Origin of the sequence: Vibrio aestuarianus (genome assembly GCF_028858425.1) — a bacterium.
Lineage (GTDB): Bacteria > Pseudomonadota > Gammaproteobacteria > Enterobacterales > Vibrionaceae > Vibrio > Vibrio aestuarianus.
The window spans coordinates 1,041,196-1,054,288 of sequence record NZ_JAKNYQ010000002.1; the positions used below are offsets into that span (position 1 = coordinate 1,041,196).

General features: G+C 42.6%; 10 protein-coding genes and 1 pseudogene. 7 read left to right on the forward strand and 4 right to left on the reverse strand.

The annotated features are described in order from the left end of the window. Window positions 1-186 precede the first annotated feature (186 nt). Window positions 187-843, forward strand: a complete 657-nt coding sequence (locus tag MCT08_RS18285; RefSeq protein ID WP_274675447.1) for an HAD family hydrolase — start codon at window positions 187-189, stop codon at window positions 841-843. 79 nt (window positions 844-922) lie between these two features. Here the strand turns inward: MCT08_RS18285 and MCT08_RS18290 are convergent, their stop codons facing one another. Then, a complete protein-coding gene (locus tag MCT08_RS18290) occupies window positions 923-2,158 on the reverse strand; it encodes a DEAD/DEAH box helicase (protein WP_274679052.1) in 1,236 nt (411 codons plus the stop codon). Window positions 2,159-2,366: 208 nt separating this feature from the next. On the opposite strand from MCT08_RS18290, the gene MCT08_RS18295 reads away from it, so the two are divergent. The 4 genes from MCT08_RS18295 (at window position 2,367) to MCT08_RS18310 (ending at window position 7,115) form a co-directional block, all read left to right on the forward strand. Continuing rightward, complete coding sequence (locus MCT08_RS18295; protein WP_425609363.1) at window positions 2,367-3,893, forward strand: phospholipase D family protein; 1,527 nt, start codon at window positions 2,367-2,369, stop codon at window positions 3,891-3,893. Between the two features lie 240 nt (window positions 3,894-4,133). Beyond that, complete coding sequence (locus MCT08_RS18300) at window positions 4,134-5,093, forward strand: HlyD family secretion protein (RefSeq protein ID WP_274679053.1); 960 nt, start codon at window positions 4,134-4,136, stop codon at window positions 5,091-5,093. Window position 5,094: 1 nt separating this feature from the next. Beyond that, window positions 5,095-6,021 (forward strand): ABC transporter ATP-binding protein, encoded by a 927-nt coding sequence (locus MCT08_RS18305; RefSeq protein WP_274679054.1) that lies wholly within the window; start codon window positions 5,095-5,097, stop codon window positions 6,019-6,021. After that, a complete protein-coding gene (locus MCT08_RS18310; RefSeq protein ID WP_274679055.1) occupies window positions 6,018-7,115 on the forward strand; it encodes an ABC transporter permease in 1,098 nt (365 codons plus the stop codon). Before MCT08_RS18305 ends, MCT08_RS18310 begins: the two co-directional genes overlap by 4 nt. Here MCT08_RS18310 and MCT08_RS18315 read toward each other — a convergent pair. Continuing rightward, window positions 7,115-7,341: pseudogene (locus tag MCT08_RS18315) on the reverse strand (transcriptional regulator); the annotation flags it as partial. The gene MCT08_RS18310 and the pseudogene MCT08_RS18315 sit on opposite strands and share 1 nt — an antisense overlap. Before the next feature lie 316 nt (window positions 7,342-7,657). Between MCT08_RS18315 and MCT08_RS18320 the strand changes: the two are divergent. Both MCT08_RS18320 and nhaD read left to right on the forward strand, forming a co-directional pair. After that, window positions 7,658-8,962 carry a dicarboxylate/amino acid:cation symporter gene (locus tag MCT08_RS18320; protein WP_053308991.1) on the forward strand — a complete coding sequence of 435 codons (1,305 nt, stop codon included), beginning with the start codon at window positions 7,658-7,660 and terminating at the stop codon, window positions 8,960-8,962. Between the two features lie 179 nt (window positions 8,963-9,141). Continuing rightward, the gene (gene nhaD, locus MCT08_RS18325; RefSeq protein ID WP_274675444.1) at window positions 9,142-10,581 is read left to right on the forward strand and encodes a sodium:proton antiporter NhaD; all 1,440 of its coding nucleotides are present in this window, start codon (window positions 9,142-9,144) and stop codon (window positions 10,579-10,581) included. 102 nt (window positions 10,582-10,683) lie between these two features. On the opposite strand, the gene MCT08_RS18330 is transcribed toward nhaD, so the two are convergent. Beyond that, on the reverse strand, window positions 10,684-11,745 hold the full coding sequence (locus MCT08_RS18330; RefSeq protein WP_274679056.1) for a hypothetical protein: 1,062 nt from the start codon (window positions 11,743-11,745) through the stop codon (window positions 10,684-10,686). Between the two features lie 27 nt (window positions 11,746-11,772). Beyond that, complete coding sequence (locus MCT08_RS18335) at window positions 11,773-13,089, reverse strand: RHS repeat-associated core domain-containing protein (RefSeq protein WP_274675718.1); 1,317 nt, start codon at window positions 13,087-13,089, stop codon at window positions 11,773-11,775. Window positions 13,090-13,093: the final 4 nt, after the last annotated feature.

Genomic DNA, 13,093 nt, shown 5'->3' on the forward strand with positions numbered 1-13,093 from the left:
TATGTGTTTGGAATAAAATATTATTTTAAATTTATATCACTCTTAATTTTCACAAATGCAGAATAGTAGAATTATTGATTACATTAATATTTCAGATGGCGAGAATAAGTCATGCAGAATAAATTCGCTTCATGCAGCCAAATTATGGGAAAATGGCATTTCATTTCACTACCCAAAGTTGTACCGATGAAATTCCAAGCTGCTATTTTTGATATGGACGGACTTCTGCTCGATACTGAGCGAGTCTGCATGAGCGTTTTTGAACAAGCCTGCCAAGCGGTAGGGGTTCCTTTTCTCAAAGAAATTTATCTTTCTATTATTGGCCGCAATGCAGCAGGCATTGAGCAAGTGTTACGTACGGGGTATGGCCCACAACTGGATTATCCTGTTCTACATAAAGAATGGCGAAAACGCTATGACGCTGTAGTCAAACACCAAGCGATTCCAGTGAAAGAAGGGGTAATTGAACTTCTTCAGTGGTTAAAAGCCAATAACATTCCAACCGCTGTTGCGACCTCCACTCAAAAAGAGGTCGCAAGCATTAAGCTTAAACTCGCACAATTGGATAGTTACTTTGATTCATTCACCACAGGCTGTGAAGTGACTCATGGCAAACCTGACCCTGAAATTTATTTGCTAGCCGCACAACGGTTAGGAGTAGATCCTCAATTTTGTTTAGCGTTTGAAGACTCTAATAATGGTGTCATTTCAGCGGTGTCAGCCAATATGATGACCTACCAAATCCCAGACTTAGTCGAACCAAACAAAGAAATTTTAGCCTTGGGGCATCAAGTTATGCCTTCATTACATGAGGTATTAATCATGTTAAAAAACCAGCACTAGTATTCTAAATAACACCTGCTTAATCAGGCGTTATTTCACTAGAATATATAGCTGGGTTTCAAGCGGCTGATCTAGCCAATTACTTTTTCTTATCAGCCGTTTTTTTCTGAAACTGTTTAATACTGCGTTTTTGTGCACTACGACGATTGGCTTGCTTATCACGCGGTTTACGCTTACTGGCACCTGTTGTCGGTTGGTCAGTCACCGTAAATCCAGCAAGTTCATGCTGTGGTAGCTCACGCTGAGTTAACTGGCGGATGGCTTGTAAAGCCTCAGTTTCACCATGGCAGGTTAACGATATGGCCAAACCATGCTGCCCTGCTCTCGCGGTACGCCCAATACGGTGCACATACACAGGAGCACTGGTTGGTAAATCAAAGTTAATGACTATCGGTAGCGCATCGATATGAATTCCACGAGCCAGTAAATCGGTCGCAACCAACACGTCGATTTTGTTCGCTTTAAAGTCAGCTAACGTTTGTGTGCGCACGGTTTGATCTTTGTCACCATGCAATGCCGCGGCTTTTATTCCCGCCTTAAGCAGTTTTTTGCTCAAAGTGTCCGCGTTATCTTTGGCACTGATAAATACCAACACTTGCTGCCCCACATGCTCTTTCAATAAGGCAATCAACGCCTGTGATTTACTGCCCTTATTGACGAGAAAAATCCGTTCTTCAATCTCATCGACAACATGATTCGTTTCATTTGCCTCAATGCGTATTGGATTGGACAACAAACCCTGAGTAAGACCACTCAGTGCATCAGAAAAGGTCGCTGAAAATAGTAATGTCTGACGTTCACTAGGCATCAATTGCACGATACGCTGCACATCTGGCCAGAATCCCATATCCAGTAGGCGATCCGCCTCATCCAACACCAGTTGCTGAACAGATTCAAGTGACACATGCTGTTGTTTGAGTAAATCAAGCAGACGACCCGGTGTGGCAACCAACAGATGTGGCAGTTTAGCCAGCGCATTAAGCTGCTCATTTTGATCAACCCCACCGCATAATGTACATAAGCGAATGCCCATTTTCAGCGCAAGGGACGATAAGTCTTGGCTAACTTGCACCGCTAGCTCTCGCGTGGGCACTAAAATCACACTTTGAATGTCCAGTAAATTTGGCTCAACTCGTTGTAACAGTGGCAAGCCAAACGCCAGTGTTTTACCACTTCCCGTCTGTGCTAATGCTAAAACATCACCTCCAGCCAGCACTGCGGGTATCGCTAAGCGCTGAATTTTTGTCGGTGTTAGCAGTGAACTAGGAAGGGATGCAACAAGCGAAGCATGTAAATTCAGGTTGGAAAAGGTCATAGAATCAGGTCATCAAAGAGGATAAGTGGTTAAGTCTAAACAGACGAGTGGCTGATGTATACTGACAATCAGAGCGAATTACGTCGACAACTAAATCAAATATCCCTAAACAGGGTCAAGACATCATGAGTATTGATAAATTAGCATCCGACTTCACCCATCATATATACTGAATGAGTTGTCTATTGTTAAGGACTTTCTCGCTTTTATGAAACGTTTTTCTTCCACTATATCGCACCTTTTTTTCTTGTCTGCGATGCTTTTTTTATTCGGCTGTAGCTCATCAATTCCCCCAGCCGCCAGTGAAAAAACAGCGAGCTTTCACTATGGCTACCAAGCCGAATCCCCCCTAGCCCATTATTTTTCACAAACCCAGTTCGATATCTCTCAATACACCGGGTTTTATCCTTTAGAAAAAGGACACGATGGACTATTGGCTCGCCTTGCTTTAATCGAATCAGCACAAAAAAGCCTCGACGTGCAGTACTACATTTACCGAGATGACGAAACTAGCCAGCTATTGACTTGGCACTTATATTCCGCAGCAGAACGTGGGGTCAGAGTAAGAATATTACTAGACGACATGCAACAACGCAGTGACAAAGGAATGGCCTACTTAAACCAACATCCCAACATCGAAATTCGCCTGTTTAATCCTTACTACAACCGTACTGCTCGTGGCTCTCATTTTCTGATGGATTTTGATAGGCTTAATCACCGAATGCACAATAAGTCGATAAGCGCTGACAGTGTCGTGTCGATTGTAGGGGGGAGAAACATCGGCAATGAATATTTCTCTTATGAATCGAGTGTTGAATTTGGTGACTTTGATGTCATGTTATATGGCAACACTGTGGCTCAAACTGAAGATCAATTTGATCAATATTGGAACAGTGACATGGCAGTTCCTTTAGAGTGGCTTGTCAGCAATGTAAAACCACTTACCTCTTCCGATATCGAAGAATGGGTGGCGGACGCCCAACCCGATCAAAAGTTCACCCAAGGCCAATATGATATCCATCAACTGCCTTTCTATCAAAAACTCATCTCCAGTAAATTGCCTCTCTATTGGGGAAAGGGCATTTTACTGTACGATTCACCAAACAAGGTGGCAGGACAAGGTAAAAAATTAACCGATGATCTCAACACACTACTAGAAGGTGTCGACCATTCATTAGTGTTAATTTCACCTTATTTTGTCCCAACAGAGCTGGGAGCACAGGCTTTAGCCGAAGCCGCACTGTCTGGTAAAGAGATCACCATAATCACCAATTCATTAGCCTCCAATGATGTATTTGCGGTGCACGGTTGGTATGCCAAATATAGACTCACACTGATCGAAGCTGGTATAAAATTGTGGGAAATTCGCTCAACAGCCAAGATCAACAGCAAATGGAGTCTCACTGGCAGTAGCCGTTCAAGTTTGCATGCCAAAGCGATGATGTTGGATGAAAGGAAAATGTTTGTAGGTTCAATGAACTGGGACCCCCGATCCGCCAAATTAAATACCGAAATGGCCGTTGTTATTGAACAACCAGAATACGCCCAAGAATTTTTAAAACGTCTTGATATAGCGCTGAAGAAAAATGCCTACCAAGTAATTATCGATGAAGGCGATATTGTTTGGCTGGACCATACCACACAACAAATATTAACCAGTGAACCCGATGCTAGTGTTTGGCGAAAAATAGGAGCTTGGTTCTCGGGAGTTTTGCCAATAGAAGATCAGCTATGATTTGATTTTCTGAATGGTCAGTACTATCAATAATCGAAATGCTGAAAATCATTCGTGGCATCCACCGTGCTTTTATTCAACATCTAACCGTCTTTGTATTACAGCCGCTCAACTCTCTGTTCTATCTGTGAAAGCAGTTGAGAATTAATCAACGCTGCGCATTGCGATTAATTTCTTTCCTTGAGGCATAGTCAGTTAACTTCTAATATAAGAAACAATAAGTTAATAGAGCGCCTTACTATGAGCATCCTTTCACGTATATTCTTCGGAACTCTACTTCTTTCTACCTTAGCGGCTTGCTCCCAAGACAACACCGAACAAGCGCTAGGCACACTCGAACGAGACCGCATTACTTTTTCGGTAACTGCCAATGAAATTATTCGCCAGTTACCGATAGCAGAAGGCAGTACTGTCACGGCAGGCGAAGTACTGGTTCGTCTAGATGATAAGAACCAGAAAGCCGTCCTAGCACATGCCCTAGCAGAAGCAGCCAAATCGCAAGCTTATCTGCTTAAACTCAGTAATGGCGAACGCCAAGAAGACATTGCCGCAGCCCAAGCGAAAGTGAACAGCGCTCAAGCAAGAATGACTGAAGCTCTTAAAAATTTTAATCGTGTTGAAGAACTAGTGAAACAAAAGCTCCTCAGTCAATCGGAAAAAGATACCGCCATCACTACACGTGATACGGCCAAAGCTGAGCTTGATTCGGCCAATGAAGAATTTAGTAAACTCACCGCCGGCACACGACCTGAAGATATCGCTCAGGCACAAGCTGCACTGAATGCGGCAAACGCAGATGTTGTATTGCAACAACAAAAGCTGGCTGAACTGACTATTGTAGCGACACGTGATGGCATTTTAGACAATCTACCCTACAACTTAGGCGAACGTGTACCTATGAACGGCATCGTTGCCATCATACAAGCCAGTAGAATTCCATATGCTCGTGTATATGTCCCTGCATCTCATCGCTTAGAGGTCATACCCGGCAAAACCTTTCCTGTTCACGTGGATGGGCTAGATAAGCCGTTCAATGGCACAGTACGTTGGGTTGCCACTGAACCTTCTTTTACACCTTACTATGCGCTGACTGAAGATGAACGTTCTCGCTTGATGTATTTGGCAGAAATTGATCTGCCGGAATCAGCTCAATCGCTGCCTTCTGGCGTACCAGCCCAAGTCGATTTGGTGGGTAATTAACATGACCCAATTGGCTATTTGTGCCACGAATGTGGTTAAAAAATTTGGTGACTTTACCGCGATCGAAGGGATCAATCTCAATGTCCCTAAAGGTACGATTTATGGATTTCTTGGACCGAATGGTTGCGGTAAGTCGACCACTATTCGCGTACTAACGGGACTACTGAGCCCAACCGAAGGTAAAGTCGACGTACTGGGTTTAGAGATCCCTAGGCAATCGGAATTATTGCGTTTAAAAATTGGCTACATGACGCAAAAATTTTCTCTATATGACGACTTGACCGTAGAAGAAAACCTGCAGTTTATTGGACAGATATTCGGAATGTCGCGCAAAGAGCTAGCAATCCGCTTAAATGAACAATTACAAACGTATGGCCTCGATCAACGCCGAAAACAGCGTGTTGGAGGTATGAGTGGAGGACAAAAGCAGCGTTTATCATTAGCGGCAGCCACCATGCATAAACCTGAATTACTGTTTTTAGATGAACCAACCTCCGCAGTGGATCCCGAAAACCGCCGTGAGTTTTGGGAACAACTTTTTGATCTCTCTGACCAAGGCACCACAATTTTGATCACAACCCACTATATGGATGAAGCAGAACGTTGCCACCGCTTAGCTATTATGGAATCCGGTTTGATTCGCGCCGATGGCGAACCCGAAACCTTAATGAACAATATGGGAGTGAATATTGTCGAGGTCAAAACCAGTAACTTACGTCAACTTAAAGAAAAAGTGATGGCGTGTTCTGAAGTTCGTTCAGCGGCACAGCTAGGCATTCGCTTACGCATTCTCATCCATCAGCAGGTAGCAGAGCCTATTAAATGGCTAAAAATGACCTTTCCTGAGCTAAATAACGCGGAAATGAACCTAGCACGCCCAAGCTTAGAAGATGTGTTTGTCACAGTAACAGGGAAAGGTCGCCAATGAATGCACTATTTCGTATGGCAGCGGTAATGAGAAAAGAAATGCGCCAGTTGTCACGTGATCGCATCACCTTTGGCATGGTCGTGATGATCCCCCTTATCCAGCTATTGTTATTCGGCTTTGCTATTAACACCAATGTACGCAACATTCCCATTGCGGTGGTTGATCAAAGCGAGAGCACGCTAGGGCGTTTAATTACTGAGTCAGTAAAAGCAACTCAAGTCGTAAGAGTAGAACACACCTTCACAACACCAGAGCAAGCCGAACTGGCGATTCAACAAGGTGATGTCCGTGCAGCACTGATTTTACCCAAAGACCTTACCCAGCGGATGGTGCAAAACCGTATTCTAGGACAATGGATTGTTGATGGCTCTGACACCATGATCAGCGCCTCTATTCTGGGTTTGCAGTCAATGCCATTGACTGATTTTGACTTCGACATTCGTCCATCCACAGTAAAAACCTTCGAAGTCACGCTGTACTACAACCCAACTCGCCGTTCAGCGGTCAACATTGTTCCCGGTTTGCTTGGAGTGATTTTAACCATGACGATGATCCTCTTCACCAGCGCCGCGATTGTTCGTGAAAAAGAGCGGGGAAACTTGGAACTGCTGATCACAACACCTATTCATCCTCTTGAACTGATGATAGCTAAAATTGTGCCTTACATCTTTGTTGGGCTGATTCAGGTATTCATCATTTTGGGACTTGGCCACTTAATTTTTGAGGTGCCTATCAATGGCGCTATCAGCCAGATTTTATTAGGAACCCTGCTGTTTATTTCCGCCAGTTTGACATTAGGTTTAGTGATTTCAACTGTTGCATCAACGCAGTTACAAGCGATGCAAATGACAGTGTTTATACTGCTGCCCTCTATTTTACTTTCTGGTTTTATGTTCCCTTATGAGGGGATGCCCATAGCCGCACAGTGGATCGCAGAAGCGTTACCCGCAACACATTTCATGCGCATGATTCGAGGCGTAGTGCTGCGAGATGCTGATCTCATCGATTTATGGCGAGATTCATTATGGATGCTAGGCTTTACAATTGTCGGAATTATTGTCGCTTCAAAACGATTTAAAAAATCTCTAGACTAAATTGCTATACGAAAATAATCATGATTCCAACAACTATCGCCTAGAACTTGATGTTCTAAGCGTAGCTTAAGAGCATCCACCACTGCCGGAGGTGAGGAAAGTCCATATCTGAAATAGTAAAAGGCAGTAAACCTGCTTTGTCAAAACGATCTTACACGTAATCACACTGTATACAATAAATACCAAATCGATTAATTAAATTTGAAAAATCAAGTAATTTGCTCATAACAATTCTCATCACTCAACATATAAATATGCAACCCAAAGTGCATCAAACTGGTTAAATATCCGTATTATTTTCAGCAGATGAGAATATCGAAACTTGTTAAACATAAGGGCACTCATGTTACCCTATCGTCAAACATCAAAATAAAATCCTGAAAATATGTTACAAAACGGTTTCATTACCCTCTATTTTAGTGATAAAGATCACAGCAATTGAGCATTCACATTATTTTACTTTTTGATCTGCTTGCTCCCCTGCTAACCTGCGGCACGCTTTGAAATGATGTCGAAGTGCATAAAATAAAGGAGTGTTCACAATGAATACCAAAAAACCGATGTCGCTTACCGGCCGTGTTATTTTAGGTATGGTAGCGGGTATCTTAACTGGGTTTGCTATTCGAACCCTATTCGCAGAAAGCGGTTTCGTTGACGCCTACATCGTCAACGGTTTATTTGAAGTCGGCGGCAAAATCTTTATCGCCAGTTTGAAAATGCTTGTTGTTCCTCTCGTGTTTGTTTCATTAGTTTGCGGTACAAGCTCACTAAAAGATCTGTCAACACTTGGACGTATGGGTGGTAAAACGCTCGCGTTTTACATCGCAACGACAGCGATCGCCATTACATTAGCCCTAACAATGGGTACGATATTCCAGCCAGGTGCTGGTGCAGACCTTACTGCGGCGAGTTCATTTAAATCAGCACAAGCGCCATCTCTAGGCCAAGTGTTTATTGATATGTTCCCAACCAACCCTATCAGCGCAATGGCTGAAGGTAAAACGCTACAAGTAATTGTGTTTGCTGTACTGTTTGGTATTGCAATTAGCGCAGCTGGTAAACCGGGGGAACGTATTGCAGCGGTTTTTAACGACCTCAATGAAGTGATCATGAAACTGGTCGCGCTACTGATGAACCTTGCCCCTTACGGCGTATTCTTCCTAATGGCAAAGCTATTTACTGGTCTTGGTCTAGGCGCAATCTTGAACCTTGCTGAATACTTTGTGGTATTAACCGCCACCTTACTGATACATGGCTTGGTGACCTACAGCTTAATGTTAAAAGGTTTTACAGGATTAAGTCCAATCACCTTCTTCCGCAAGATGGAAGATGCGATCATGTTTGCGTTCTCTACGGCTTCTTCTAACGCAACCATTCCTGTTACCATGGAAACCGCAAAGAACCGTTTTGGTGTACACAATAAAGTGGCTTCATTCACAGTTCCGCTTGGTGCAACAGTCAACATGGACGGCACGGCGATCATGCAAGGTGTTGCGACCGCGTTTATTGCTCAAGCATTTAATATCGACCTCACCATGGGTGACTACCTGATGGTAATTCTGACTGCAACGCTAGCATCAGTAGGCACCGCTGGGGTTCCAGGTGTCGGCCTTGTGATGCTTGCCATGGTACTTAACCAAGTCGGTTTACCACTTGAAGGTATTGCACTGATTATGGGCGTTGATCGCTTGTTAGATATGATCCGTACTGCGGTCAATATCACTGGTGATAGCTGCGTAACCTTAATTGTTGCGAAAACTGAAGGCGCGTTAGATGAAGCTCGCTTTAATGACCCACATGCAGGTGAAAAAGAAGAAGAAGTGCATTTGGCGAAAGTTCAAGCTTAATTTTTTCACCTTCTAACTATAAAACCAAAAACCCCATAGCCATTGCTATGGGGTTTTTCTTTGTTAGGTTCAAAACTCAAAAATAAGACTAAAAATCAACCAGATCAGAGCTATCTCACATCGGACTACCTTGAATAGATCTAGAATTTTATCAGCCTAACATTCAAGGAGTAAGCACGATGATATCTCGCCTCGTATGGCCTACCTTACTGTGCACTGTTTTAACATCTTCACTTGCCTACGCGTCATCGGTAGATCTTCAGCCGTTAGATCTGACTCACTCTTCTATTGGGTATGCAGCACTAGCCATTTTTACTGTGGCATACACTTTGGTCATGTTAGAGGAATACCTCAAGTTACGAAAATCCAAACCCGTGTTACTTGCCGCTGGTTTGATTTGGGCAATGATTGGTTATGTCTATCAACAATACGGCTTAACCGAAATAGCAAGAGCCGCACTCGAGCATAACTTACTAGAATACGCAGAATTATTACTGTTCTTATTAGTCGCGATGACTTACATCAGCGCAATGGAAGAACGACGGCTGTTTGATGCTCTGCAAGCATGGATGGTCGGAAAAGGCTTTGATTTTCGATCGCTGTTCTGGCTAACGGGGTTACTCGCCTTTTTTATTTCCCCCATTGCCGATAACCTGACCACCGCATTATTGATGTGTGCCGTTGTATTAAAGGTTGCGGGCGATAACGCTCGCTTTGTCAATATTGCCTGCATCAATATTGTTGTTGCCGCCAATGCGGGTGGAGCATTCAGCCCGTTTGGTGACATCACTACATTAATGGTTTGGCAAGCTGGTCATGTATCGTTTTCCGAGTTCATGCCACTGTTTCTTCCCTCGGCCATCAATTACCTAGTTCCTGCATTATTGATGTCATTTTTCTTACCACAAGAAAAACCCAACACCGTGCATCAACATGTCGAACTCAAACGCGGTGCTCGCCGTATTGTAGCGTTATTCATACTTACGATTGCTACTGCGGTTTCTTTTCACGCTGCCCTCCATTTTCCGCCCGTAATCGGGATGATGATGGGGCTAGCTTATTTGCAATTCTTTGGCTATTTCTTGCGTAAAACACTCCCGACCTCATTAGCAAAAAAAACCGCCCTTGCGATTGCAAACCATGATGAAGCCGCCTTGAAACGAATTGGCTCAGTTGTTCCCTTTGATGTATTTAAACGAGTGTCACACGCAGAATGGGATACATTACTGTTTTTTTATGGCGTAGTTATGTGTGTAGGTGGCTTAAGCCTATTAGGATATTTAGGGTTGATTTCCGAAGTGATGTACACCGAGTGGAACCCCGTTTTGGCCAATATAGTGGTCGGGATTCTATCCGCCATTGTCGATAATATTCCCGTCATGTTTGCGGTACTCACCATGGAGCCAGCTATGTCTACCGGTAACTGGTTATTAGTGACGCTAACTGCTGGGGTTGGAGGCAGCTTACTTTCCATTGGCTCTGCCGCTGGCGTAGCATTAATGGGAGCCGCACACGGCAAATACACTTTTTTCGGGCATTTAAAGTGGACGCCAATTATTGCTGTCGGCTATGCCACAAGCATCGCTGTGCATTTATTACTCAATCAAATAATGTTTTAGTTTTTGCGCAAGGCACATAAAGCAAAATTACACTATTAGCGATTAATAAAAAGAAAGGTGCTAATCAATTCAATAACAATGAAAGTAGCACCTTGAATAATATTATAGAAGAGTCAAAGCAGCACCACCATTAGGGTAATGAAGCAAAACTTCACCTGTATTACCATATAGGTCTTCAAATTGAACCCGACCTGGAAGAGTATCTCTCATATGATGCCTTATAAAGCTATCCCCTAACCGTACCCACTGACCAAGGTCAACACCGGCGCAATTCCAATAATTACTATCGATATTGTAACATTCCAATTCCCTTTCCACCAAAATCCTTCCTCTATGTGGAGCATAATGAATTATGGTAGCTAGAGTTTGATCATTTACAATCCTCAATTCCTTGGCATAGAATGCTGCATTGTTACCATAAAACTGAACATGAGTAAAGTCATTAGGTTTCAATACAAAGGCACTAACAGAAGCGGAACTCTGGGACGAACGATAAGCCTTCGCTGTCGCATCAACCGCGTTCACATGATAAACAGAAGGACCATAATCGTTGACGTTGAGTGCATTTTTAACCTTTAACGGTAGTAAATAACTAGGATTTTTAACTATTAAAGAGTATTGGAATAGGGATCTATTCGAATCATCTACTGTCTTAGCTATTAGTTCTAAGTTAAAATCATTAGAACTGTACCTAATTGGTTGAATAGCCTGAACAGAAACAGAAGGCGAAGTTTGGCATGTACTTTTACCCTCTCCAGTTGTTAATTCTAAGTCTACACAAATATCAACGTTATCTATTACACTACTACGTACATAACGCTTAATAACCGTATTATCCTGAACAACCATATTTCTACTCGACTGACCAATCACATGTGGGTAGTTATTTCCGTAACTATCGACAGACCAACCATAAATATCTTCAAGTTTTTCTAGAGTGTTGGCATTCCGTAAAGTAATAGATTTTACTACTGCCCCCATCGCTATTTCATAAGAAATGTAGATTTCAGCCTGCATGTTATTATTTGCATAAATATGACCCTCACCACTATCTTGATAAATATTCAATTCCATAATCTCAGAGCTAGGGGGATTAGCAGCAAAAACACTTGCTGACATCATTGAGAGCAATAGTGAAAATTTAAATTTATTTATTTTATTCATAATAATACCTCTTATTTTCCAAGTAATTCACAGCCAATCTAAGTAATAATTAACTGTTATTGTTGAATCGACATTATCTATTTTCCTTGCTATTTCTAGCCTTGAAGGAATATAACCAATCCGTCGATAAGTACCAACATCCATGGATACAGCTGACTTGCTATCTCCTTGGATAGACCATGTTTTTTGTGCACTGTAAACGAATTTATCTCTTATTCCTCCAAAGCCACGTCTAGAAAAAATTTTGTGCGCGCTGATCGCATGATTCGGTAAATTAACGATATAAACAGACGCCATACCTAAAGCAAAAGAGGAGGTATTCCAAGTTCGATTTGCTTCACTACCTGGCTCGGTTCCGACTAAGGCATAGAGGCCTGTAGCGTGCGATGCATCTGTTAAACGAGCAGATAAAAATCCGAGTCCACCCTGAGCATTAAACTTACCTTTAAATAAGCCAGTCCAAGCTAGCGGGTTTCCTCCACTCAGTATGCCAGAAGCACTACTCATAAAATGAAAAATACGCATCGCTAAATTTGCTTTACCAGCCTCTACGGTCTTCCCCATATAGTTCAGTGAATTCATTGTGATACCTGTAACCGAACTGCCAAGACCAGAGGCAATACCAAAACCTTTCAATGCCGCTTGGGTAACCGTCATAGCTCCTTTTACACCTGAAGCAGCAGCGTGAGCGGCATTCATAAAAACTAAACCATTACGAATATTATTCGCGAACATCAAAGCTCCATAGCCACCATAGAGAGCACCTGCAATTGCCAAAGTAAAACCGAACACTATAGCGGCTATTTGCAAACCTTTTGATGCACCAGGTTGTTGAGCTTTCACAGATAAAACGGTGGCGACGATCCCCATCGCTAACATAAAAAGAGAAAAAATAGGAAAGTGACCATTGGGATCTTTATAGTTAATCGGATCGGCCAAGCAATACATATATCGATTAGCTCCACCTTTGCCAAATGGACTCATCGAATCAGCGGAATGAAAACGCATCAGACTTGGGTTGTATAACCGATAGCCATTACCAAGCATATATCCGCCAGTTGCTGGATCTTGCCTTTCACCTCGGTAGCCTAATGGATTAATAATTAAAACATTGGCTAAGCTATGAGCTGTTAACTGCCCAGAAGCAAATAATGCACTGGCCGTTACTGACAAGCGGAATACCATAGGAGCAGCTATAACAGCAGAAACACTCTGTAAAAATAAACGACGAGACATAGCATTAGATTTTTCTCGATAAGCTTCTATTTCTTTTTTTATTTCACATCTATTTATCTGAGTTAATTGTTTAAATTCTTGAGAAATATATTCATCATTATTTTTCATTATA